24 protein-coding genes and 1 riboswitch are annotated in these 23708 nt (G+C 42.5%); of the genes, 5 read left to right on the top strand and 19 right to left on the bottom strand.

Going from position 1 to position 23708, the window contains the following annotated elements; genetic code table 11:
• Positions 1 to 55 precede the first annotated feature (55 nt).
• Both GK047_RS06370 and GK047_RS06365 read right to left on the bottom strand, forming a co-directional pair.
• Positions 56 to 1264: an MFS transporter gene (locus tag GK047_RS06370; RefSeq protein ID WP_163942745.1), complete on the bottom strand. Its 1209-nt coding sequence runs from the start codon at positions 1262 to 1264 to the stop codon at positions 56 to 58.
• Positions 1265 to 1341: 77 nt separating this feature from the next.
• Positions 1342 to 2517: a serine hydrolase domain-containing protein gene (locus tag GK047_RS06365; protein ID WP_240343768.1), complete on the bottom strand. Its 1176-nt coding sequence runs from the start codon at positions 2515 to 2517 to the stop codon at positions 1342 to 1344.
• 172 nt (positions 2518 to 2689) lie between these two features.
• On the opposite strand from GK047_RS06365, the gene GK047_RS06360 reads away from it, so the two are divergent.
• From GK047_RS06360 to GK047_RS06340, 5 genes are all read left to right on the top strand, one after another.
• The gene (locus tag GK047_RS06360) at positions 2690 to 3148 is read left to right on the top strand and encodes an Lrp/AsnC family transcriptional regulator (protein ID WP_163942743.1); all 459 of its coding nucleotides are present in this window, start codon (positions 2690 to 2692) and stop codon (positions 3146 to 3148) included.
• A gap of 150 nt (positions 3149 to 3298) precedes the next feature.
• The gene (locus GK047_RS06355; protein ID WP_163942741.1) at positions 3299 to 3856 is read left to right on the top strand and encodes a hypothetical protein; all 558 of its coding nucleotides are present in this window, start codon (positions 3299 to 3301) and stop codon (positions 3854 to 3856) included.
• Between the two features lie 15 nt (positions 3857 to 3871).
• Positions 3872 to 4885 carry a BtrH N-terminal domain-containing protein gene (locus tag GK047_RS06350; protein WP_163942740.1) on the top strand — a complete coding sequence of 338 codons (1014 nt, stop codon included), beginning with the start codon at positions 3872 to 3874 and terminating at the stop codon, positions 4883 to 4885.
• A gap of 410 nt (positions 4886 to 5295) precedes the next feature.
• Positions 5296 to 5778: an SRPBCC family protein gene (locus tag GK047_RS06345; RefSeq protein WP_163942738.1), complete on the top strand. Its 483-nt coding sequence runs from the start codon at positions 5296 to 5298 to the stop codon at positions 5776 to 5778.
• Between the two features lie 47 nt (positions 5779 to 5825).
• A complete protein-coding gene (locus GK047_RS06340; RefSeq protein WP_163942734.1) occupies positions 5826 to 6194 on the top strand; it encodes a DoxX family protein in 369 nt (122 codons plus the stop codon).
• 139 nt (positions 6195 to 6333) lie between these two features.
• Here GK047_RS06340 and GK047_RS06335 read toward each other — a convergent pair whose 3' ends face one another.
• The 17 genes from GK047_RS06335 to GK047_RS06255 form a co-directional block, all read right to left on the bottom strand.
• Positions 6334 to 7371, bottom strand: a complete 1038-nt coding sequence (locus tag GK047_RS06335; protein ID WP_163942731.1) for a phosphotransferase enzyme family protein — start codon at positions 7369 to 7371, stop codon at positions 6334 to 6336.
• Between the two features lie 10 nt (positions 7372 to 7381).
• The gene (locus GK047_RS06330; protein ID WP_163942728.1) at positions 7382 to 7891 is read right to left on the bottom strand and encodes an ADP-heptose synthase; all 510 of its coding nucleotides are present in this window, start codon (positions 7889 to 7891) and stop codon (positions 7382 to 7384) included.
• Between the two features lie 476 nt (positions 7892 to 8367).
• Positions 8368 to 9318: a C40 family peptidase gene (locus tag GK047_RS06325; RefSeq protein ID WP_240343767.1), complete on the bottom strand. Its 951-nt coding sequence runs from the start codon at positions 9316 to 9318 to the stop codon at positions 8368 to 8370.
• Positions 9319 to 9483: 165 nt separating this feature from the next.
• Positions 9484 to 9570, bottom strand: a riboswitch (cyclic di-GMP riboswitch).
• A 120-nt stretch (positions 9571 to 9690) separates the two neighbouring features.
• The gene (locus tag GK047_RS06320; protein WP_205516320.1) at positions 9691 to 9915 is read right to left on the bottom strand and encodes a hypothetical protein; all 225 of its coding nucleotides are present in this window, start codon (positions 9913 to 9915) and stop codon (positions 9691 to 9693) included.
• 171 nt (positions 9916 to 10086) lie between these two features.
• Positions 10087 to 12390 (bottom strand): thiamine pyrophosphate-dependent enzyme, encoded by a 2304-nt coding sequence (locus GK047_RS06315; RefSeq protein WP_163942722.1) that lies wholly within the window; start codon positions 12388 to 12390, stop codon positions 10087 to 10089.
• A 38-nt stretch (positions 12391 to 12428) separates the two neighbouring features.
• A complete protein-coding gene (locus GK047_RS06310; RefSeq protein ID WP_163942719.1) occupies positions 12429 to 13439 on the bottom strand; it encodes a 2-oxoacid:acceptor oxidoreductase family protein in 1011 nt (336 codons plus the stop codon).
• A 112-nt stretch (positions 13440 to 13551) separates the two neighbouring features.
• A complete protein-coding gene (locus GK047_RS06305) occupies positions 13552 to 13728 on the bottom strand; it encodes a hypothetical protein (protein WP_163942716.1) in 177 nt (58 codons plus the stop codon).
• A gap of 480 nt (positions 13729 to 14208) precedes the next feature.
• A complete protein-coding gene (locus GK047_RS06300; RefSeq protein ID WP_163942712.1) occupies positions 14209 to 14685 on the bottom strand; it encodes a low molecular weight protein-tyrosine-phosphatase in 477 nt (158 codons plus the stop codon).
• Positions 14682 to 15416: a phosphonate ABC transporter ATP-binding protein gene (locus GK047_RS06295; protein WP_163942710.1), complete on the bottom strand. Its 735-nt coding sequence runs from the start codon at positions 15414 to 15416 to the stop codon at positions 14682 to 14684. Before GK047_RS06295 ends, GK047_RS06300 begins: the two co-directional genes overlap by 4 nt.
• 170 nt (positions 15417 to 15586) lie before the next feature.
• Complete coding sequence (locus GK047_RS06290; RefSeq protein ID WP_163943721.1) at positions 15587 to 16000, bottom strand: YlbF/YmcA family competence regulator; 414 nt, start codon at positions 15998 to 16000, stop codon at positions 15587 to 15589.
• Positions 16001 to 16069: 69 nt separating this feature from the next.
• Complete coding sequence (gene miaB, locus GK047_RS06285; RefSeq protein ID WP_163942707.1) at positions 16070 to 17653, bottom strand: tRNA (N6-isopentenyl adenosine(37)-C2)-methylthiotransferase MiaB; 1584 nt, start codon at positions 17651 to 17653, stop codon at positions 16070 to 16072.
• Positions 17654 to 17894: 241 nt separating this feature from the next.
• Positions 17895 to 18464: a phosphate propanoyltransferase gene (pduL, locus tag GK047_RS06280; RefSeq protein WP_163942703.1), complete on the bottom strand. Its 570-nt coding sequence runs from the start codon at positions 18462 to 18464 to the stop codon at positions 17895 to 17897.
• A 114-nt stretch (positions 18465 to 18578) separates the two neighbouring features.
• Positions 18579 to 19445, bottom strand: coding sequence for a 2-oxoacid:ferredoxin oxidoreductase subunit beta (locus GK047_RS06275; RefSeq protein WP_163942701.1), 867 nt, complete (start codon positions 19443 to 19445; stop codon positions 18579 to 18581).
• Positions 19433 to 21181: a 2-oxoacid:acceptor oxidoreductase subunit alpha gene (locus GK047_RS06270; RefSeq protein ID WP_163942698.1), complete on the bottom strand. Its 1749-nt coding sequence runs from the start codon at positions 21179 to 21181 to the stop codon at positions 19433 to 19435. Before GK047_RS06270 ends, GK047_RS06275 begins: the two co-directional genes overlap by 13 nt.
• Before the next feature lie 206 nt (positions 21182 to 21387).
• A complete protein-coding gene (locus tag GK047_RS06265) occupies positions 21388 to 22320 on the bottom strand; it encodes a dipeptidase (RefSeq protein WP_163943718.1) in 933 nt (310 codons plus the stop codon).
• A gap of 173 nt (positions 22321 to 22493) precedes the next feature.
• Positions 22494 to 22754: a stage V sporulation protein S gene (locus GK047_RS06260; RefSeq protein WP_028558349.1), complete on the bottom strand. Its 261-nt coding sequence runs from the start codon at positions 22752 to 22754 to the stop codon at positions 22494 to 22496.
• 114 nt (positions 22755 to 22868) lie between these two features.
• On the bottom strand, positions 22869 to 23660 hold the full coding sequence (locus GK047_RS06255; RefSeq protein ID WP_163942695.1) for a TIGR00282 family metallophosphoesterase: 792 nt from the start codon (positions 23658 to 23660) through the stop codon (positions 22869 to 22871).
• Positions 23661 to 23708: the final 48 nt, after the last annotated feature.

Raw genomic sequence — 23708 nt, 5'->3', positions numbered from 1 at the left:
AGGCGCCTGCTTTGTTTGCTTTTATAAAAAATTAGTTAGTTTCTTGGGCTAATGATTATGCTGTACCTCGTTTTGATACCTGTGGTACCTTCAACCCTTTTTGGTTGAAGCACACTATTCTTATGACTATACAAACAAGAGCCAAGCCACTAAAAAGTAATCCACTCCATATGGTTCCTTGCAAGCCTGCATGGGAAATAAACCACCCACCAACTACAGAACCGATCGACACACCAAGATTAATAAATGAAATATACAACCCCGTGGCGAATTCAGGAGCTTCTGGGGCCTCAGACGTTAACCAAATCTGGGTTATGATCAAGCCGCTCGTATGCGTGGCTCCCCATAAAATAATAATGATACTCATAGTGACGAAAGATGACTCTCCTAAATAAAGCAATAAAAAAGAGAATGACAGCGCAATCGGGTAAAAAAAGGTCGTTCTCACCCTATTCCTTCCAATCAGTTTTCCGGCCAACAAATTGCCTGCAATACCTCCAATGCCAAAAACGACAAGCATGACACTAACAACTTCTCTACTCATCCCCATTACTTGTCCTAAATATTCAGCAGAATAGCTATACACAGAAAACATAGCCGCAAATATGAAAGTAGAGGCTCCACAATTTAACCAAAGGGAACCTTTACGCAAAATGCCGAATTGCTCACCGTAAGAGACTTTCTCAGCCTTTGGCGCTTTCGGAAGCATGGTGGCGATTCCGATACCAGCAGCGGTATTTACAATCGTACAGAATATAAACGAAGACTCGAATGAAAAATGGGCAGCCATATACGTTGTAATCGGAACTCCGAGTACCATTCCCATGCTAGTGCCGACAAATGCTTTGGCCGAAGCTTGAGCAGCCTTCTCTTTCGGGTAAAGTGAAACCACAGTTACAAAGGCTAATGAAAAATATACGGGATGAAACAATGCTGGGATGATACGAAGCGCTATCAACCAATAAAAATTGGGTGCATAAGCTGACAGTAAACTGCTCCCAGCAAAAATGAATAAAGACGTCATCAATACGGTTTTACGATTATATTTAGTAAGCAGCAGAACCATAAAAGGACCAAACAGTGCGATGACGAGCGCAAATACACCAACGAGCATTCCCGCTTGAGCTGTAGTGATATTGTAACGTTCAATAATAGCCGGCAGGATCCCAACAACGCCAAATTCTATAGTATAAACACCGAATAGGCCCAGAGCAATAAAGAATATTGGGTTTACGGAGCTTTTCGTTGAACTTAATTGAACCAAATTAATCACTCCTATAAAACGTACTACGCAAAAGCCTTGCCCGGTTAATTCCGCACTAAGGCTTTTGCGTTCAATATTTACTGATGTATCCCGGCATAAACGGCTTCACAGAGATCAATAGTAAATTGGCCCGACATGCCTTCCAGAGCGGTATTGGTGAATGCGACAACACTAAGACGCTGCTGTGGATCGACGAACCACGAATGGCCATAAGTGCCTCCCATGCGCCAAGTACCCGGAGATTCTGGCGTGTTAGCAGCGACAGGATCTTTTAGAATCGTAATGCCTAGTCCGAAGCCTCTTCCTGGCCAATAGGACATGGGTAGATCACCGATTTGGTTGGTCGTCATTTCACGAACCAGATACTCAGGAACCAGTGACTCTCCACCCTTGCGTAGCGTTTCTAGCAGCTCCAAAAAATCCCCTGCGCTGCCAACCATGCCAGCCCCCCCGGAAGGATAGGCAGATCTGTCAAGTGCCCGGCCAGGAGCAAGTTGGAAGCCCGCCGTGCCTTCCAAAAAGGCAATCCTGTCGGGATCTTCTATACGTCTTGGCTCTGGAACATCATTGGTGTAGGCGATGGCTAGCCGCGCTGGGTCGACTGCAGTAAAACCAGTGTCGTTCATGCCAAGCGGCTTTGTTACCAGTGAATGTATAGCTTCACTAAGTGGCGCGTCTGCCACCTTCTCAATGACCCCGCCCAACACATCAGTCGCGATGGAATATTTCCACTCGTTTCCTGGCGTATAGAGGAGTGGAACAGAAGCAAGACGGCGTAGATTCTCCTCCAAAGTAATGCCAACGTTATCCATACCGTCCGATACTCCAGCCAGTTGGTAAGGGCCATTCTCTTCCTGAAAAAAGCGGTAAGTCAGACCTGCAGTATGTGTCAACAAATGTCGAACGGTCAATCTTGCGAAATCACCATTGCGTAAGCGTGGACGAAACTCTGGGAGCCAATGATCCACAGGATCATCCAGTTGTAGACGACCTTGTCCAACTAACACTAGGGCCGCCATAGAAACGATTGGTTTGGAAACCGATGCTAGCCGGAATATGGCATTTTCTCGCATAGGCTGGTTCAACTCTCGGTTTGCAAAGCCTGCTGCACGGTTATATACTAGCCCCCCATCTATCGAAACCTTAATGACAGCACCGACCAACCGCTTATCGGCAAGCGTTCGTTCGATTACTTCGTCAATGCGAGCCTCTAAATAGGTTCCATTCATTTTGTTTAAATTGATCTCGTTCATCGTTCCTCATCCTTTCCGAATAGTTAAAGCCTTGATCGCTTTACTATTGTTAGTATATTATATAAATTAAGTTATTCATTTTACATAAGGAAATCCAGTTAAATGAGGCTTTTGACGTAGTAAATAAAGTTATTTCATTAAAAAAAACTTAAATTTAAAAGAGTCTATTTCGATGGACTATGTTGATAAGCAAATCCTTTCCCACCTGCAGAGCCAGGCGAGAATTTCTATGACAGAACTAGGCAAGTGTGTAGGTTTATCACAACCCGCAGTAACCGAAAGAGTTAGACGTTTGGAGGAAAAAGGGATCATCAACGAGTATCGCACCGTTGTATCCCCTGAAAAAATCGGAAAGCTTGCTTCCGCTTATATCTTATTTCGTACAAGAGAATGTTTGGCATTTCTTGATTTCTGCCGCTCTACACCCGATGTTGTCGAATGTTACCGCATAAGTGGCGAGCACAACTACTTATTAAAAGTCATATCCGACTCCACACAATCCCTTGAAGAATTCGGAAATCAATGTGATAAATATGGGACTTACACGATTCTAATCGTGATGTCTTCTCCAATCGATCATAAATTTCTTATCCCTTCGTTGGAAGAAACAAACGTAAACTTGCTGGGTTAGGGACCGTGGTCCTCCCTTTTTCCGATGAATTGTTAGATGAGCAATCCAAGAAAAAATTGCTTGCAATAAATGTAATTGATAGTTAATATAATTATAAAATAACAATTTTTCTCATTTAATTTACCAATGGTCATGAGGGGAGCGTTTATTTTGATTTATACTCACATCAATTTGGACGAGCATTTCGGTAATAATGGTTTTGGATATAAAGATGGCCGGACACCGGCTAATTTCACCGCATTGGGTTCTTCTTATCCAATCGATCAATTACCTGATACTAGCCTGGTTTATGTAAATGATATCCCCTTCTTGTTTCCATCTCTCGAAGCTCCTTACAACAACGTAGAATCTTTTAACCAAGAAATTGAAATCAATCCGTCTAGTCAACCATACACTCATGTTTTCGTTCTTGGAGCGGCAGATAATGGCTACTTCAATGAGACATTCCTGTTAGCGAACAATGACCGGGCGCTGCCAATAAAGATTGGTTTAAGTGATTGGTTGTCCAATAATGCCTGCTTCGGGGAGTCTATTGCTTTTCGATGTGACGGCATGTGTACCAACAGAGGGCAATTCGTTGAATCGTTGAAGCCGACGATATGGTTTCAATCGATACCTTTAAATGAAAGCGTAAACATAGATAAGATTCTTTTTCCTGACAATCCGTGTATTCATATTTTTGCTATAACTTTGGGAGGAGCTGCGTAGAGGATGCCCTTAGACATGATGCCTAGAATTAACAGACATCCTGGTGAAAACTGCTATACATTAGCCGTAAGTAATATACTAGATTACAAGAAACTTGAGCACTATTTAAGTGTTTGGAAGCAATGCGGATTTATTTACCAATCCGATGACATTAATGAAATTGGTATTTTCATCCCTCGATATTTACCACTTGAAGAAGAAGTTCGCTTAATCGATCAAATCGCCTTAACTACTTACCGAAGTAACGAAACAGAAGCCTTCATTAATCAACTCCATGCTATTCTTGATACGGGTGAACCTGTCATCACTTTTGTCGATAATTTCGAACTGAGATATAATTCCGGCTATATGAGTAATCATTCGTTTCATTGCATCACTATTCTGGCTTATGACGAGGAAAGCTACACTTTCATAGATGACTATTACCAAGTCAAGGATAAAATAATCAAAGAGGAATTTTACCGTGCAATCGATTTGTCCCCCTTTTTATCCTATAGCGAAAATCAACGGCATGGGTTGGCATGGATTGATTGTCAGCATTTCTCTAAGATTATTGAGCGAACTAGTTTATTTGAAGTTCTCCAATTAAATAATAATAATTTGGCGGGGAACGACCAGGGCACTTCGTTTGTCTATGCGAGTGAACAGGCTGACGTACGAAGCGGAATTCAGAATATCGAGCATTTTATTCAGAAATACCATGCTTATATGAATGAACATGGAAACTTGCCTAGTCAATATTTGGACTCCTTTTATTATTCATTTGTAAGTATGGCGAATAATAGATACCTATACGCCGAATTTTTACAAAGAGGCGTCCACTTGGCTGATGAAATCGATGCATTAATGAATATGTACAAAGAGGTTGCTCAAAGTTGGAAAGTAGCAGCAAATATGTTGTTAAAGAGCAGGCATCTCAAAAATGACTCACAATCTAAGATGCTAGAGCGAATGATTAACAAAATCAGTACATTGCAACAAGAGGAACAAGACGCGCTGACCTTTAGCAGCAAAATCATCAGTGCTTAGACTTTCTACTAACTGAAAGGGGGTGACATAATGACGAATTCAGTAGCTAACAACCTTAGCAATAACACTAACAACAATCTTAACAACTAATTTAATTCCTGAGCATCAAACGTAATCATGACAATAATAGCCAGCTAGTCGAAGGAGCAATCCTTACAACTGGCTGGCTATTATTTATGAGATTGCCGCTCAAAAGCCACACAAAGTAAACCAACCCGTTTCAAATATTCCTTTACAGGAATATTCCTCATAGTGTATATTAATTATGTTACTTCGATTTTGATTACCCTTACTGGGCCGAATCGGCTACACAATTGCGAACTTTTGCGTCATGGCCCTATTTCGTAGAAGAAGTAGTAGTCAAACCAAAACGTATACTTAAACAACAAACAATTGGAGGAATGAAAATCATGCTAGAAGGCAAAGCCACGAATAACACATTTACGTCTGTTGAAGGTCGAGTACTTATTGTCAATCGTGTCATCCATGCACCTCGTGATCTTGTATTCAAAGCATGGACGGATCCCGAACATCTGCCGAAGTGGTGGGGGCCAAGAGGCTTTACAATCACGGTTCAAGAAATAGATGTCCGTCCAGGTGGTGTATGGCGTTACGTTATGCACGGTCCTGACGGGGTCAATTATGACAATAAAATTGTATACAGCGAGGTTGTTAGCCCCGAACGACTCGTCTACTCCCATGGTGATGGCGAAGATGACGAACAATTTCAAGTGATAGTAACGATGATGGAGCAGGACAATATGACCGAGCTTACTATGCGATCACTCTTCAGGTCGTCAGAGGAATTGGAAAAGGTCATTAAAGAGTATGGAGCCATTGAGGGTGCAAAATCAACCTTAGATCGACTTGAAGAACAATTAGCAGAAATTTGAGGTAAAATACACGAATTTTCACAAGCGAAAGGAAGAAAAAAGTTAACATGAAAAAAACAATAATTATCTACTGGATTTTTACCGGACTGTTGGCAGCATTAATGGTTTTGGGTGCTATTCCTGATATCATGTCGGTTCCTGATGCAGTAGCCTTATTCAATCATTTAGGTTATCCTGCCTATCTGCTACCCTTTATTGGGTTTGCTAAATTATTAGGTGTAATTGCGCTACTAATTCCTGGCTATCCTCGAATAAAAGAATGGGCCTATGCTGGCTTTGTAATCGATTTAACGGGAGCTATGTATTCAAGTATATCTGTAGGCGATCCTGCAAGTGGGTGGATGCTTTTCTTCATCGGATACCTTCTAATAGCTTGCTCTTATGTTTACTATCATAGAAAACTAAAAATTCACTAACCCATAAATACCTAAAAAATGCACCTTTCAGAAATCATCGGATGAACCCAAAGGTTTACCGATGTATGCTAAAAAGATGCATTTTTTTCGACTTCAGGATTCCCTAGAAGGGGAAGTGCAACTGCCACTCGCTTACATCCTAAATTTTAAAAATATTTACAAGCTTCGGACCATAAGCTTCTAGCCATTTTACTTTCTGAACTGTATTATGAATAATATCAATTAACACACGATGTGCATCGACGCCATCTAGGTATCTTCCTAGAAAATGTACAAAAACATCTAGCCTACGCAACTCAATTAATAGAGGCAGAAGCCGGATTTCTTCTTCCTTCAAATTTATATAGGAGCAGTATCCCTCATAAAATACCGAGCATACCTCGTATAACTTTTGCTCAGAGAGCGTTGGATCTATCAAATCCGATACACACACAGCTAGTTCCATTACACGAACATCCCTAGTGACAAATTCAAAATCCAAAACAGCTACCACATGCCCCTGTTCATCAATTAGCATATTCGAACCATTAATATCCCCGTGAACAAGTTGATGAGGCAGTGTCATTAACTTGGGAATTTCTTCATAGAAAGCTTCGAATCGATGCCAAATATACGGCAGGTTAGTAATCTCCTTACTGAAAGACTCCGGCGGATGAAGACAGAATTGTTTGATTACTTCCGGCGTGCAACGAGGATGAATGTGCTCAATTTTATAATAAGGTGGATACTCAGGCTTAAGCTCCACTTGGATGGATGCTAACGTTTTTGAAAGATGACCAACAGTTTCACCAAAGCGGTGCAATTGCTGTGCATTATCCCATAGTGGATTACTGCCTTCAGTGAATGTAAACAGCGCCGCTAGCTTCCCTTCGTTAGCGTCAATGGTGAGCACAGTCCCGCCAGTTTGGAGCCGCATAGGTTGTGGCAACTGGTAAGGCAGCTTTTGATCAGCTAAAGCTAAGAGTACCGTATGCTCAAAGTTAACTTTATTAAAGTCTCGATGTGTTTCATAGATGCGAAGCACGTACGAAATACCACCTGCTTCTACGAAACGCGTTGTATTATTCATCCCGCCTACGCCGATACGCAAGGTCCATATTTGATCAGGAAACCAGTGCTCCATCAGGAAGGCTAGACGCTCATCATCCCAAATTTCATCCAATATGCCGTTCCTCATTTCCTTCTAACTAAACCTGATGGTCGCCTTCAACCGCAAATTCAAAATCTTCCACATCATAGGCTTCAACGGGTATACCAGCCGCTATCATTCGATCTAACATCTCTATTTGATCCGTCAATATAGCTGAATTTTCCTTGATGGCAGACAGAATGAGCTCCGTCTCGATGGGATCGAAGTCCTCCCCGTATTCCTCGTTATCAATGGCAAACAACACAACTAAGGTTACGTGCTCATTTATAGGTAAAGGAGGGCTTTTCCGCCATGGAACGGAGAGCGCTTTTTCTATTTTCTTTTTATTAAATGATTCCTCAAAAAAAGCGATAAGTTCCCCAATCGTCTTCTTTACGTAGGCATCGTCTTCCGGTGTAAGCATAATGAATTCATCGCTTACATGAAGTTCGTACAGTTCTTGAATGCTCGTATATGGGATAACATACGTCACAGGGCGCCCTGGGAGCAGTAATTGACCATGAACGGCTAACATAACAGCTTCCATTACAAAAGTCCGAGAATTCATAGGACCCCTCCTTCATTAGTACTAAATGCAGTATTTCGATATTACGCACTTAATCTCCTGCTTTGTTAGGAACCCAGTCCTTCTTTAGATGACTGCGTTTTAAGATTGAGCTTCATAATTATGTGTTTAAGATGTAACAAAACCGCTATCCCTTATGATCATTACGATCAAAATAGAGCTAACGGTTCAAACACGAAGTTTATAAACTGCCATCCATGACCTTTTTATTCTCATCATCTCCTGCATCAATATGGCTGCAGGCTCAACCGCATGAAGCGAAGAATTCGTTCGTAAACCATTTCCAAGCTTAGTCCTCTTTCTGTAGTGTTCCGAAATTCCAGCGGGTTGGCCGTCGTTTGGGGTCTCAAAGATAAGGTTCTTCCTTTCACCTCAGAATAAGGAAGGGGCAGATGCTGGAAGATGCATCCGCCCCTATTTTTAGTATATCGCAAAACTCCTATCTCTGAACCATCTTCTTAGCGTAACACGCTTCCGCCGTACAAGAAACGATTCCCCCATTGCTTTCCTGCGATCGAATCGATACGGACACCACCGGACTCGATAGAATACGTGTGTAAAACGGTTCCGTCCCCCAAATAAATCCCTACATGCGTAATTGGCTCTGTTTTCACATTTACATTCGCATAATCAGAAGCTTTGAAGCCTTTATATGAACTAAAGAACATCAGGTCCCCACGTTTAAGCAATGTCCAATCTATTACTACGGGTCCAAGTCCTCCCACAAAATTACCTTGTGAGCCCGAATCGCTAGGAAGTGAAACACGCAGCGCATCCCAGAAAGCGGTTTGTACGAAATCTGAGCAATCAAATGTAGTTGGATCGTTCCGTGTAGACCCAAACTCGTAGGGGGTTCCCATATAAGCTGATCCAGCTGTGATGACCGCCTCGATCTCATCCTTAAGCGGTAATTTTGGTTTAATAACGGAGAAATCTGTGCTTATGTATTTGCTATTTGTGCTTATATATCCAGTAATGCCATTTACGTCTTGTACCTTGTACCAACTATCATTTACTTTCTCCAATACAAGAACTTCTTCGCCCTTGTTCAGCATGCGAATAACTTTAGAGCCATCCGAACTTGGTAAGTTGCGAAAGTTAACTCCGTAAACAATTTTAGTGTTGCTAACTACTTTTATGTATTTTGTATGAGTAGAAACATATCCGGCAACGCCTTGTGCATCTTTGATTTGGTACCAATTCGCAGTGACATAATCAGTGAGGGTTACGACTTCATTCGTTTTGAGCAATCTCAACACCTTACTCGAAGTGCTCGGTTGATCGCGTAAGCTGACCCCCGCTATAATTTGAGCCTTCGTGGTAACGATGTCATCTGCCATTGCAGCTGCGGGGAGGATCAAAGTAAGCACTAACAACATCATTCCTAGAACCATTGTCCATTTTCTCATCGTCAGTACCTCCATAGGTTGAATTTCGTCTTTGATGTATGTGCTGGTATTACTGCCTTAGACGACAATGTAGTTATTCTAGTCCTGACACCTCCGATTTTACATACACTAAAAAGGATAGCCCTTCACCTTAAGCAGGGTTATCCTTTATAGGATCCCATCGCCTTCGACAGCTGGCTGGCACTGTGTTTTTGCACGAGAGCCCCTATAGCTTTGCGTCCTAAGCTTTCACTCGGTTTGCCATTTTCGGTGTGAGGTAAGTTGTTTTTTACCGTAGCCTTATTATAGTTTGAGGGGGTGGCGTCGAAAATAGGCGCAAGGTTGCGTTTCTTGTCGAAGGCGCAGAGGCCCAGTACCTTTTGACGAGCCGGATTAATTTCCCAACCTTTGAATAGTAGGTTTTCGGGCCTCACCCCAAAACACAAGAAGCTCAGGATCGTTCTTCAGCTTCACATTACAAAGCTTCATCTCCCCCTCTTCGAGTTCAATAATACTCCATTCCTTTGTATCCAAAATCTTCTCAGATTGAAGAACTTGCAGCATTTGTTCTTCTGCCACTTCTCTCTCGTTCCAAAATTTGACTCCATAGTAAGCCAACCCATAAAGATTGACAAGCCTACACGTATAAATCCTCCTTGTACTGATATGCTGCATCACATAAGGCATTGCCATCCCTCTCCCTATTTTTTACTTGTCATTAAAAAAGCACAATCTCCACAAGGGGGAAAGTGCCTGCATCTTGTTTGTATTCACATTGCGTTGGTTTACTTACAAATAGGGATTATCATGCTTCGCTTTAAGCATATTCCAGCGACGCTCAACTTCATCTTCAAATGATTTCAACGAATCCGCATATTCCGGCTTTGTCATATGCTTGGTTTTCCCCATCGTTTTCAGCCAATCGGACAAAGGAATCTTCTTGCTCTTCTCTTCAGGATTATACGTTAAGGTCGTCATGCCATGCTCCACTTCGTAGAGCGGAAAGAAGCAAGAATCCACAGCTGCACCGACGATATTGGAACCCTCTTGATCATCTGATAACCAATTCAATGGACAGGCGATTAGAATTTTACCATAAACCATGCCTTCGTTCTGAGCATACCATTGCGCCTTGGCCGCCTTCCTTACAAGGTCCTGCGGATAGGCTTCAGATCCTGTAAATACATAAGGAATATGTGTTGCCGCCATAATTTGCGCCGTATCCTTATGGTGAAACACCTTACCGCCTTGCTTCTTCCCAACATTTGATGTCGAGGTTCGATGCCCCATAGGCGTTGAATAAGACAGTTGTGCCCCTGTATTCATATAACCCTCATTATCGTACTCAAGGATAATCATTTTATGGTTACGCAGCGCAGCCCCAATCGCCGGCCCCATCCCAATGTCCATGCCACCGTCTCCCGTGATCATGACAAAGGTGAAGTCATCCTGCAAATTCAAGTGATCGAGCTCGCCTCGACGCTTACGCTCCCAGAACATCTCTACAACGCCTGAAAGCGTCGCTGCACCATTCTGAAACAGATTATGGATATAAGTTGCTTTATGTGCCGAGTACGGATATCCCGTTGTTACGACCATCGCACAGCCTGTATGAAAAATAGAAACAATATCGCCTTCAATTCCTTTAAAGAAGAGCTCTAAGCCAGAGAAAATACCACATCCCGGACAAGCTCCATGTCCAGGCGCTATGCGCTTAGGCTTCTTCGTTAAGGAACGAAGAGGCGGAACACGAACATTTAACTTGCCAGTGTTTTCATCAGGCGTTACGGTAATAAGGCCCGTCTTTAAATCCTCGTACCTCATTGGGGTTAATACCCGCTTCGGTGCCTTTGCTGGATCTCCTGGCGTGTGCCCATAATAATCAAACGGCACCTCAACCTTACCGCTTTGCATCGCGTCGATAGCAAATTGGAACAGATTATGCCCGTCCTCTGCATAGAAATCTTTACCGCCTAACCCATAGATACGGCTTAGAACTAGGGTATCACGGTTCCCATAGGTGAACAATGCCGCTTTAATTTCATTAACCATGTTCCCGCCATGGCCCCCATATGAGTCCGCGCGATCGCCAACCGTAATCGCTTTCACATGACTCAAAGCTTCAGCGATCTGTTTTGCCGGGAACGGCCGAATGATGTTCGGCGCGACGGAACCAGCCTTAATGCCTTTTTCACGCAATTGATCAACGACATCCTTGATAATTTCAGATGCTGAATTCATCAAGAACACCGCGACCTCTGCATCTTCCATCCGATATAGATCCAGAATCGGATAATCACGCCCCGTCAAATCAGCATATTCCTCGCGAATCCGATCGTATACATCGCCTGCGTTATACATAGCCATCGACTGTTGGTAGCAGTTGTTTATATAATCAGGCTCGTTCATGTAGGGGCCGACCGTAATCGGATTATTTCTGTCCAACGTATCTGGAAATCCTTGCGGCTTCTCGCCTACGAAAGCCTGCACATCTTCACGATGAGCAAAGGTTTGCACCCTGCGCTTTTGATGTGAAGTGAAATAGCCATCCGACGCAACAAGCACAGGTAAGCGAACAGCAGGGTCCTCTGCAAGCTTAAGCGCAATGATATTCATATCGTATACCGCTTGCGGGTCACGGCACATTAGAATGGGCCAGCCTGTATTTAACGCGTAATAGAGATCCGAATGATCCCCATGAATGTCTAGCGGGCCTGAAACCGAACGACACACTAAGTTCATGACCATTGGGAATCTTGTCCCTGATTGTACAGGCATCTGTTCCAACATATATAAATATCCGTTTGCACTAGTCGCATTAAAGACACGGCCGCCAGCGGTAGAGGCACCATAACAGACACCGGCAGATCCATGTTCGCCATCTGCTGGAATGAGCACGATGTCATGCTGACCGTTTGTCTTCATGAGATCGAGAAATTGGGCAACCTCCGTGGAAGGTGATATCGGAAAATACCCCATGATATGATAATTGATCTGATGGGCCGCATAAGCAGCCATTTCATTTCCGGACTCATAGACAATCCGCTGCTCAATCTTGGCCTGCCCCAGTTCTTTCTTAATATCAATCGACATTCGTTAGTTCCACCCTTCTCCTTTGAAATATTCTCTTTCTAAGAGTTGACGGCCAGATTAAATCGATGCGGTTTGCGGTGTAAATCAGCATAACCTTCCTCTTCACGTTCATTGCTTAAAGCCTCAGTCGGACATGCCTGTACACATTTTAAACAGCCTTTGCAGTATTGGTAATCAATGCCCTGTAAGAACATTTGCGGACGTCCCTTCTTATCAGGGAGTTCATCCCAGACGAAGCAGAAATCCGGACATACATTATCGCAAGAAGCGCAGTGGATACATTTATCTTCGTGAAAATGTGGCATCATACCTGCACGTGAAATACTTAAGTCCTTCAGTATGCTATTGCCAGGATTCGTAATAACTCCACCAATAGGCTGGGTCGCATACCCAAGCACTGGTGTATCGAATCTTACATAATCTGGCATTGTCTCCCCTTTTGGAAGCGCATACGTTTGAAATTGAACTTCATCATAGCCGCGATCAAATGTGCGGAGAGCTGGGGCAACCGCTTGGGGATATTTCTTCTCAAGCGACTTGCGAATGACGCCTCGCATTACCTCTGGATCGAGGAAATCACACAACCGGAACAGCGCTCCGAGCATGGCCATATTGACGCGATTCTTCTCCTCTAACGAAATGCCTATGGCATCAATAACCGCAATAGTTCCACCTTTAAGCTTCATCTTTTCCTTCAGCTCATCTGGCGATTTAGTCGAATTCACAAGAACAGTACTGTCTTCATAAATACCACTGATAACGTTTACAGTTTTGGAGAGCGATTCATGAAACACGCCTACTACATGCGGTCGTTCTACGGGTGAAGTATCGCGAATATTGGTCCCCATGTCGCAAAAGCGGATGTGAGCCTTTACAGCAGACCCCTTTTTTTCAGAACCATAGGAAGAAAAGCTAACTCCGTTCAACCCTACACCTACAACACCCGCTTCAGCAAGCATTTTCCCCGCAAGGTTGGCACCTAAGCCACCAATGGATTCAAGCCTAATCTCAAAAAATCCGAGATCGTTCAATTTGGGTAAAATTACCATTCTTTGTCTCCTTTCAAAAATGAACTGCATCAAAATTGAATAGTATGAATAGTAAATCTACTTTCATTGTAACAAGAAAATTTTAGTAATCAACTGTTTTTTGAGTAGCCATCTAAAGCAAGTAATCGATGATTAATCCACAAATCCCCAGATAGTGGCTGTCTACTCCTTTATCCTGAACCTCATGCTGCCCTTTCTGACAAGCACCCTCGCAGTCTTTACAAACATCCATATAATCTGCATCCAGTGGATCAAAGACAACACCGCAAACCTGTGAGCACGCCTTCATCCTCATCGCTCCCCGTTTTCCAATCCCTCAAAATTGTAAACGCTTGCAAATTGTATTTCCATTATTATACTGTGAAAGCTACCTCTTACACCATATGCCTTTATGAAATCTTTAGCTTTCGAAATGCAAACAATCACTTTATGAAGTCGATGCGAGTGAGATCATGTTGAAGAAATGAATAATTTGTCATTTCTTACACCAATGCTTAATGGAACTCATCAAAAAATGTGATCGGAGCTATATCTAATGGCGGTCTCCCTCACCTTACAAATATGAAATTTTTGAATAGTACAAATCACGATTCGGGCACGGAAATCGGAAAGAGTAAACTACGGATGTCATTAGTCGGATTCAGCAAGTTCTTTCTGAATGTAGTAAACAAACGAGTTCAACTAAGTTTTAACTGTTTTCAAAACCAAAAGCCAGCTGTGAAAGGTATTCTTTTCACAGTTGGCTTTTGGTTTGATAGGTTAGAAGGAATTACAACCCTTCCGTCTCCCTTATATGCGTGAGTAAATGTTCGCAACTTTCTTCTATCATTTCGTATACTTCTTGAAAATTACCTGTGTAATAGGGATCGGGAACATCACGATGTGCATAGTTTGGAGCAAATGCTAGCAACTTATGTATAACTGCACGATGCTCATCTAAAGCTGGAACAAGTTCCTGCATATTATTAATGTTGCTGTCATCCATAGCTATGATATAGGTAAACTCCATAAAATCATTCGCCATGATTTGTCTAGCTGTTATTCCTACATGATCGATCCCATATACATCAAGAATGTTTCTAGTCCCTTGATGCGGCCTGTGACCAATGTGCCAATCACCTGTTCCAGCAGAATCTGTGAAGATGTTGGCTTCAAGATCAGCTTCATGCACTTTATGTCGAAACACAGCTTCTGCCATCGGTGAACGGCAAATATTTCCCAAACATACGAATAAGACCTTTATCATATTTCACCAAAAATAAGCATTTTCTCTCGCATAGTCAATGATCTAGCAGGTATATCGAGTACGATTTTGCCCTCAGAAAGCCCCCATATGCGCGTTGCATAACGCTCTGCTAGCTCAACCTGATGCAGTGTAGCTATGACGCTCATGCGTCGTTCCTGACACAACGTCTTAAGATCTTGAATGATATACTCGGTCGCCTTCGGGTCGAGTCCAGAGACTGGCTCATCTGCTACGAGCACCTTTGGGTTGTGAATCAAAGCCTTCGCTATTGCTACCCGCTGTTGTTCCCCACCGCTTAACTGACCGACCTTCTTCTCGCCTTTATCAAGCAATCCTACCTTCTCCAAGTAATCCATCCCAAGCACATGTTCATCTCGTGAAGTAGTTCCTGTTAAAAGACGCAATGGCGTCTGGTAGAAGCGTCCCATCATCACATTCTTGATAGCGCTTTTATTTCGGTTTAGAGCTGGTTTTTCTTCCAGAAACGCAAAGTCTTTTCCAAGTTTCCAACGTTCCATAAGACCTGGTGTTGAGAGATCGTTCGATTGATAGATTAACTGTCCCGTTGTCCATTTCTCTTGATGACTGATACAGCGCAACAGCGTCGTCTTCCCGCTACCGCTGCCACCGATAACGGCAATAAATTCACCTTGATCAACTTGAAAGCTGACTTGGGATAACACTTTGTTGTCAGGGGGAAATACTTTGCTTAGATTTCGAACCGTAATCATGACAACGTCTCCTTAACGTTTTGCTTGAGCAAAACAGCATCATAAATGTGATTCTTGCGAATCCAATCAAGATATCTTACTGTGTAGCAGAAGATTTTGGAAAAAATCGCCACTCTACAGGTAAGTCACCTGATAAGAGGGCGATTTTTACACTTCAATAGCATTGCATTTTAGTCGCAAGAGCTCGGACTTTCAGCTTTGCCAGCTTCTACATTAATTTTGTCTGAAATCGTGTCACGGATTACTGACATGACCAACTGCAGCAAATAATTGATATCCTCTTGTGTTTGTTTAAACTCGCTTACAATCGGAATTCCATCAAGCTCATCTTGCAGCGTATCAATCTCATTCTCAATTTTCTCAATCATTTTTGGGTTATTAAATTTTTCAAAAGCCACAATTTCTTTTTGCTTTTTCTTGATGGCGCTAATCAGCACTTGAATGTCTGGATTCAGGCTTATTTGTTTTTCAGCCTTCTGATAAAACTGTACCTCATTTGAAGTTGTTAGCAGTTCAGCCAACTCTTTAGCCTTCGATAAAATATCTTCACGAACAATCAATTCTGTATTTGTAAACTCTTCCATTTCGAACTTGTGAGGATGATTATGATGATCGGACACTTTCGTGCACACTCCCGTCTATTTCCTTTATAATTAGATGGATATTTTCACAGGTGTCGGTATAATTTCACCCTTCAAAATCCATGTTTGAGCTTGCGTCACTTTTACATTAACCATTTTGCCGATTAGATCCTTGGATCCAGTAAAATGGATAAGCTTATTGGTGCGTGTACGTCCGGCAAGCACATCCGCATTGTTCTTGCTTTCGCCTTCAACTAGAACATCCACGGTTTCCCCAAATAGCTTCTCGTTACTTGCTTTACTGCAAGCATTTACAAGCTCGTTCAAACGATACAAACGCTGCTTTTTCACTTCCATCGGCACGTTGTCTTCCATTTCGGCCGCAGGGGTACCTTCGCGTGGCGAATAAATAAACGTAAAGGCAAAATCAAATCCGACTTCCTCATACAAAGACATGGTTTCATCGAACTGCTCGTCTGTCTCGCCCGGGAATCCGACGATAATATCTGTTGTCAGCACAACATCAGGCAATGTTTTTTTAATCTTACCAACGAGTTCCAAATAATGTTCTCTAGAATATTTGCGGCTCATTCGTTTCAACACTTCGGTACTCCCTGCTTGAACAGGTAAATGAATATGTTCCACAAGATTTCCACGCTTGCCTAACACTTCAATTAAACGATCATCGAAATCACGAGGATGCGAGGTCGTAAAACGTATACGCGGCACATCAATTTTGCGAATATCATCCATCAAATCAGCGAACGAATATTTCCTATCGTCAAAATCTTTACCATATGCATTCACGTTCTGCCCAAGCAGCGTAATTTCTTGAAAGCCCTGACGAGCTAAGTCTCTTACCTCAACGAGAACGTCTTCTGGTCGACGACTACGTTCCTTACCTCGCGTGTACGGTACAATGCAATACGTGCAAAACTTATCGCAACCGTACATAATGTTCACCCATGCGCGAATGCCTTCACGCTTTTTAGGCAAGTTCTCAACGATATCGCCTTCTTTAGACCACACTTCAACAACCATTTCCTTGTTGAAATAGGCATCCTTCAATAATGTTGGCAATCGATGAATATTGTGCGTGCCGAAGATCATATCCACAAAGGCATGCTTTTGCATAATTCGGTTAACGACAGATGCTTCTTGGGACATACAGCCGCATACACCTAAAATTAAACCCGGTTTCTCTGCTTTAAGTGACTTTAAGTGCCCTAGCTCACCGAAAACTTTATCTTCAGCGTTCTCTCTAATCGCACATGTATTCAATAAGATGACATCAGCCTGATTTTTATCTTCAGTCGACACATAACCCATCTGCTCGAATAGACCCTTCATCACTTCCGTGTCATGCTCGTTCATCTGACATCCATAGGTCGTGATTAAATAATATTTATCCTGTCCAAAGGTTCGCATATCCTCTGGAATCGTAAAATCATAATGAACTTGAATGTCTTCTTTTCCGCGTTTCTTCTCGTCTTTATAAGAAGGTGCCGAATTAATTTGAATCGTACGCCCTTTAATGCGGTAAGTTGTTTTTCCATCCTCTTCGCGTAGAACCTTTGCATCCGAGAAATCAAAATATTTGGAGTAGTCTTTTTCACTCTTGGTAGATACTAACTCTACGGAGCTCTCCTTCTTCATCGTGGTTCACATCCTTAACTCATGTCCGTATGCCCATCAACCATCTTTTATGCACAACAACCTAATTACAAATTATATCACAAATGTTATTCACTTTTCCAACGAAGATATGTAAACAACTTAATTAACGTCGATAATAAAAAGAACTTTGGCCCGAGAGCTAAAGTTCTTTACACCTTAAATGCTATGCAATCATTTGCCAATCGCACTCCATTATCAAATCACATTTTCACAAATCCTTCTAATCCAGTATTTCAGCGAGATCGCCTGTTTTCACCCCAGCAGCATTACCTTCATCCGTATCGATATGCATATCAAGCGCATATTGTTCAGATACGCGCGCGATAACATCTTCGAAAATAAGCGGACGCTCTCCATTCACTTTAACGCGGAGGGCTTGTTTGTCTTGAATACCCCATTTCTCAGCGTCAGAAGTATGAAAGTGAATATGTCTAGCGGCAACAATCACACCTTGTTCAAGTTCAACTTCACCTTGTGGTCCAATGACTCTGATTCCTGGCGTACCTTCTATATGACCGGATTCACGCACGGGAGGATTGACACCTAGTGAAAATGCGTCGGTTCGAGACACTTCTAGCTGTGAATGTCCACGTGCTGGGCCAAGAATGCGTACCTTATCAAATTTACCTTTGGTGCCAACAATGGATACCGTTTCGTTTGCGGCGTACTGACCGGGTTGCGAAAGATCTTTTAAGCTCGTAAGCTCATATCCTTGGCCGAATAAGATTTCAATATGCTGTGTCGATAAGTGAATATGTCTAGCCGAAATGCCGACTGGGACTGTTTTCATTGTATGTATCCATCCTTCCAAAATTGATCCTACCTCTTTCATTATAGGCGAATTACTGGGTATCAGCAAAAAAAGGGCATACGGAGAATCTCCATATGCCCTCGAATGTGACGCTTATTTGAACTCTGTAAGCAATTTATTGAAGTCAGCTTCTGAGATTTGAAGATTTTGTTTCGAAAGACCTTCTGTTGCGAAGTTAGCCACGGAATCTTCATAGCTCTTTTTCGTTTTGTTTTGGTAGATGATACCTGTAAGCATGGAGTTTGTTTCCATGATTTTCGTCATCGCCATTACACGGTTTGTTGAATCATAATCAGGAATTTCATCCAGATCCACGATGTTTTCTTTAAACCAGTCATACGTATTTACTTTGTTAAAAGTAACGCAAGGGCTGAATACGTTGATCAAAGAGAAACCTTTGTGATTCAAACCAGCTTCAATAACAGCTGTTAACTGTTTCAAGTTACTTGAGAACGATTGCGCTACGAAAGTCGCGCCAGCAGCCATTGCAATTTCAAGAGGTGAAATAGCTGACTCGATGGAGCCTAGTGGCGTACTTTTCGTTTTGAAGCCTTCCGCACTACGCGGGGAAGCTTGACCTTTTGTTAAGCCATAGATTTGGTTATCCATAACGATATACGTTACATCGATGTTACGACGAATTGCATGTACAGTGTGACCCATACCGATTGCAAAGCCGTCGCCATCCCCACCAGATGCGATAACAGTCAGATCACGGTTAGCCATTTTCACACCTTGTGCGATTGGCAAAGATCTACCGTGAATACCGTGGAATCCGTAAGCGTTGATGTAACCCGAAATACGGCCGGAACAACCGATACCGGATACGATAGCTAAGCCTTCAGGCTCTAAGCCAACATTAGCTGCCGCTCTTTGAATAGCCGCTTGTACGGAGAAATCTCCGCACCCTGGACACCAGTTTGGCTTTACATTGTTACGAAAGTCTTTTAACGTTGCCATGCTAAAGTCAACTCCTTACATTTTTCTTCGATTTCTGCTGGTAAGAATGGATTACCGTTATATTTCAAAACGTTCTTAATTTTGTCTGCATGACCAACATGAAGCTTGATTTGGTCTGCTAATTGACCCGTTGCATTATTTTCAACAACAATAACCGTTTTCGCTTTTTCAACAAGCGGTCTCAACTGTTCTGCTGGGAAAGGGTGAATCAAACGAACTGTAACGTGGTTTGTTGAAATACCTACTTGGGCTACACGAGCTCTCGCTTCGTCGATTGTTCCACCCGTGGATCCCATACCAATAATCAAAAGGTCTGGATTTTCGTTAGGAGCATCAACTTTGATAGCATCTGTAACTTGAATGTGCTTCAACTTCTCAAGACGTTTATCCATCATTCTTTGACGGTTTTCTGTGCTCTCAGAAGGACGACCCGTTTGATCATGTTCAACGCCTGTTACATGGTGGATACCGTTTTTCACACCTGGAATAACACGAGGTGAAACACCGTTTTCCGCGAATTCGTAACGTTTGAACAGTTGATTATCCGGTTGCTCAGGAGCTTCCGTAACGAGTGTTCCACGATCAATCACAATACGGTTGTAATCCAACATTTCAGCGGATTGTTTACCTAAGGAAAGTTGAAGATCCGTCATCAGGATAACTGGCACTTGATATTTCTCAGCAAGGTTAAAAGCTTCAATCGTGTCATAGAAACACTCTTCGATGGTGCTCGGGGACAATACGATTTTTGGAATTTCACCGTGCGTACCGTATACCATTGCATTTAAGTCTGATTGCTCTTGTTTCGTTGGAAGACCTGTACTTGGACCGCCACGCTGCGTGTCCACAATTACGACCGGTGTTTCTGTCATTCCAGCCAAACCAATTGCTTCCATCATCAGGGAAAGACCAGGACCTGCAGAAGCAGTCAATGAGCGAGCGCCAGCGTAGTTAGCGCCGATTGCCATTGTACATGCTGCGATCTCATCTTCCGTTTGGATAACGGTGCCGCCAAATTTAGGCAATGCTTTGATCAGGTATTCCATAACTTCAGATGCAGGTGTAATTGGATATGCCGGCATAAAACGGCAACCAGCAGCTACGGCACCAAGTGCGATAGCATCGTTTCCGATCATGAACAGCTTTTGTTTACCGTCAGCTGGCTCCAATTGGAAGTCAGAGATAGGTCCACCAGCTAATTCAAGAACGGATTCAGCGCCTTTGCGTACAGCTTCGATATTTTTCTCAACGACAGCTGCGCCTTTACGACCGAATTCTTCTTCAACCGCTTTATTAAACACATCAATCGGCAAACCGAGCAGTGCCCATGAAGCGCCTGATGCGGCCATATTCTTAAATAAGGAAGTTCCTAATTCTTCTGCAATCGCAGTAATTGGAACAGGGAACAAACGGGCTTTAATGCCTTCTGGTAAAACTGGATTGAACTTTGCATCCGCCACGATAACTCCATTGTCACGAAGTTCGTGCGCATTGAAATCAATACTCTCTTGATCGAATGCTACCAGGATGTCCAAATCGTCTGAAATTGCGCGAATCGGTTTGGTGCTGATACGAATCTTGTTATTTGTATGCCCCCCCTTAATCCGTGAAGAGAAATGACGATACCCATACAAATAGTAACCGAGGCGGTTTAATGCAGTAGAGAAGATGCGGTCTGTACTTTCGACCCCTTCACCCTGCTGACCTCCGATTTTCCAAGATAACTGACTAATCACCGTACGTCCACTCCTTTTGATTGTAGCTGCATGAAGAAAACATAGACCCTTACATTTAATTAATTGGAAAAGAGCTATAAAAAAAATCTTTCACTTGTCACACAAATTTTATGCCTTTATGAAGCAAATTGCAAGGGGTTTGAACGAATCTAAAACATAGAGTTTTTAGATGAAATCCATATCAATATTAGATTGATTCATTTTTTCTACTTTGGCAGATGAGAAAGCATGAATTTCCGCCAATTCCCGTACAAGAATCGTTCCACCTGCTCTTCCTTATAGTTTTTACATAACGCTTCTATAATATTTTCATATTGTCCAGCATGTTCGAGGCCAACAATCCATTGTTCAATCCCATCGAAATCTGAGCCGAAGCCGACATGCTTTTCTCCACCTAACGAGCAAACATGATCGATATGCGTTAGCAATTGACTAATCTGGACAGGCGAATTGCCAGATTTAACGAAGTATGGGACGAATGTAATCCCAATTTGCCCATGACATTCAATGATAGTTTTAATTTGCTCGTCTGATAAATTTCTTGGATGGGGACATAATGTCCCAGCATTTGAATGCGAAGCGATGAATGGCCTCCGATACAACTCAACTAATTCCCAAAAAGCCTTCTCAGATAAATGAGATACATCCACTATTATACCCATTGCTTCTAATTCTCTTAACATGTGCTTGCCCTTTAATGTGAAACCGCCTTTACGCGGCTCTTGAACACCGTCTGCTGCCCAATTGGCATAGTTCCACGTAAGACCTATACTTCTAACTCCTAGATGGTAAAGTATGCGCAAATGAGTCATATTCCCCGCCAGAGCATCTAAGCCTTCGAGCGTAAGAACCGCTCCAATTTTATCGCTTTTCTCTACCGTCAACCAATCGCTAACTGTTTGAATAAAAGCCATTCCCTTATGACTAAGAATTTTCCTATGGAAAACGTCGATCATTTGGAGTACGTGTTCAAATGATGGCGCCTGTATCTTCTCTGATATGTAAATGGCAAAACACTGAACCTTTACCCCAGCACGCTGAAGACGAGGGTAATTGACCTCTAAGCAAACCTCCTCTTTATGAAAGTTTAGCTCAGGATTCAAATAAAGCTTTGTTAAAGCATCGCAATGTCCGTCCATAATCTTCACAGAACACCCTCCTAGAGCTCTTAAGAGCTTTTCATAACCAAAACAAACATCCTTACATGTCCCTAAATAACATAAAAACCCCTTGTAAGAGGTCTCTAGGTAAAATAAAAAACCTGTCTACAAGGTAAACAGGTGTTGGAGCATGTTTATGTGTGCAGCTTAAGTTAACGTGGCTCTACAATTAATTTGATGGCTGTCCGATCTTCCCCATCTATCACGATATCAGTGAATGCTGGTACGCAAATTAGGTCGACCCCGCTAGGCGCTACAAATCCTCTTGCGATAGCTACTGCTTTGATAGCCTGATTAAGAGCACCAGCACCTATAGCTTGAAGCTCGGCTGCTCCACGCTCGCGTAACACGCCTGCCAGTGCACCTGCTACGGAGTTTGGATTAGATTTTGCTGAAACTTTTAATACGTCCATGAAAAGTTCCTCCTCGGGAATGATGGATAGATTCCAGTAACCATCATATTCGAGAGGTTTTCTAAATATTCCTCCAACAACAGGTTGAGTTTTTTTAATATTCAGAATTTTATATTAATCCATGAAAACTTGATCTTCATCATAACGAATGAGTTGAATCGATTTTGCTAAACCTGTTTCATCGTTCAATTCAATTGCAACGGCGTGGAAGTGCCACTTGCCTTCATCCGTTACAAAACGAACCGGCAGTTGAGTTTTAAATTTTTGGAGTACTGCGTTACGTTCCACTCCAAGAATACCATCTCGCGGTCCAACCATTCCTACATCAGTCACATACGCTGTTCCTTGAGGGAGTACACGATTGTCATTGGTCTGCACGTGAGTGTGAGTACCAACGACAGCAGAAACTTTTCCATCCAAATGCCAGCCCATAGCTATTTTCTCAGAAGTTGCCTCCGCATGAAAATCTAAGAAAACAAACTTATGTTTCTTTTTATCATCGAGAATTTCATCTACTTTTCGGAATGGACAATCGATCGGTGGCAAGAAGGTCCGACCTTGCAAATTAATGATAAGGAGTTCTTGATTTTTCACTTTAATGACGGTGTGCCCTCTCCCAGGTGTACCAGGTGGAAAATTAGCTGGCCTCACCATTTTTTCGTCACGGTCGATAAAATCAAAAATTTCTTTTTGATCCCAAGTATGGTTGCCCATTGTTAGCGCTTGAATACCCATCTCATATATTTCCTTAGCGATGGCAGAAGTAATTCCTTTTCCCGCGGCAGCATTCTCACCATTGGCTATAAATACAGCGTTAGGATGAATTTGCTTTAGTCTTGGCATCATATTTTTTAATGCTTTTCTGCCCACTGAACCTACGATATCCCCTATAAATACAATTTTCATGCGCTCTCTCTATTCTCCTCTATGGATCTAAAAATGAGGAAAAGTGGC

Origin of the sequence: Paenibacillus sp. SYP-B3998 (assembly GCF_010820665.1) — a bacterium.
Lineage (GTDB): Bacteria > Bacillota > Bacilli > Paenibacillales > NBRC-103111 > Paenibacillus_E.
The sequence above is the reverse complement of the archived record's forward strand: the minus strand, read 5'-3'. Positions and strand labels throughout refer to the sequence as shown.

What these genes read in the sequence shown, in the direction of transcription:
- GK047_RS06350 (WP_163942740.1), top strand. Translation starts at nt 3,872, where the DNA reads ATGATGCCTAGAATTAACAGACATCCTGGTGAAAACTGCTATACATTA.
- GK047_RS06300 (WP_163942712.1), bottom strand. Translation starts at nt 14,685, where the DNA reads ATGATAAAGGTCTTATTCGTATGTTTGGGAAATATTTGCCGTTCACCG.
- GK047_RS06330 (WP_163942728.1), bottom strand. Translation starts at nt 7,891, where the DNA reads ATGAATTCTCGGACTTTTGTAATGGAAGCTGTTATGTTAGCCGTTCAT.
- GK047_RS06365 (WP_240343768.1), bottom strand. Translation starts at nt 2,517, where the DNA reads ATGAACGAGATCAATTTAAACAAAATGAATGGAACCTATTTAGAGGCT.
- GK047_RS06305 (WP_163942716.1), bottom strand. Translation starts at nt 13,728, where the DNA reads ATGAAGGCGTGCTCACAGGTTTGCGGTGTTGTCTTTGATCCACTGGAT.
- GK047_RS06290 (WP_163943721.1), bottom strand. Translation starts at nt 16,000, where the DNA reads ATGGAAGAGTTTACAAATACAGAATTGATTGTTCGTGAAGATATTTTA.
- GK047_RS06260 (WP_028558349.1), bottom strand. Translation starts at nt 22,754, where the DNA reads ATGGACGTATTAAAAGTTTCAGCAAAATCTAATCCAAACTCCGTAGCA.
- pduL (WP_163942703.1), bottom strand. Translation starts at nt 18,464, where the DNA reads ATGAAAACAGTCCCAGTCGGCATTTCGGCTAGACATATTCACTTATCG.
- GK047_RS06345 (WP_163942738.1), top strand. Translation starts at nt 5,296, where the DNA reads ATGCTAGAAGGCAAAGCCACGAATAACACATTTACGTCTGTTGAAGGT.
- GK047_RS06315 (WP_163942722.1), bottom strand. Translation starts at nt 12,390, where the DNA reads ATGTCGATTGATATTAAGAAAGAACTGGGGCAGGCCAAGATTGAGCAG.
- GK047_RS06255 (WP_163942695.1), bottom strand. Translation starts at nt 23,660, where the DNA reads ATGAAAATTGTATTTATAGGGGATATCGTAGGTTCAGTGGGCAGAAAA.
- GK047_RS06340 (WP_163942734.1), top strand. Translation starts at nt 5,826, where the DNA reads ATGAAAAAAACAATAATTATCTACTGGATTTTTACCGGACTGTTGGCA.
- GK047_RS06295 (WP_163942710.1), bottom strand. Translation starts at nt 15,416, where the DNA reads ATGATTACGGTTCGAAATCTAAGCAAAGTATTTCCCCCTGACAACAAA.
- GK047_RS06335 (WP_163942731.1), bottom strand. Translation starts at nt 7,371, where the DNA reads ATGAGGAACGGCATATTGGATGAAATTTGGGATGATGAGCGTCTAGCC.
- GK047_RS06310 (WP_163942719.1), bottom strand. Translation starts at nt 13,439, where the DNA reads ATGGTAATTTTACCCAAATTGAACGATCTCGGATTTTTTGAGATTAGG.
- GK047_RS06360 (WP_163942743.1), top strand. Translation starts at nt 2,690, where the DNA reads ATGGACTATGTTGATAAGCAAATCCTTTCCCACCTGCAGAGCCAGGCG.
- GK047_RS06265 (WP_163943718.1), bottom strand. Translation starts at nt 22,320, where the DNA reads ATGGACGGACATTGCGATGCTTTAACAAAGCTTTATTTGAATCCTGAG.
- GK047_RS06325 (WP_240343767.1), bottom strand. Translation starts at nt 9,318, where the DNA reads ATGAGAAAATGGACAATGGTTCTAGGAATGATGTTGTTAGTGCTTACT.
- GK047_RS06275 (WP_163942701.1), bottom strand. Translation starts at nt 19,445, where the DNA reads ATGGCAACGTTAAAAGACTTTCGTAACAATGTAAAGCCAAACTGGTGT.
- miaB (WP_163942707.1), bottom strand. Translation starts at nt 17,653, where the DNA reads ATGAAGAAGGAGAGCTCCGTAGAGTTAGTATCTACCAAGAGTGAAAAA.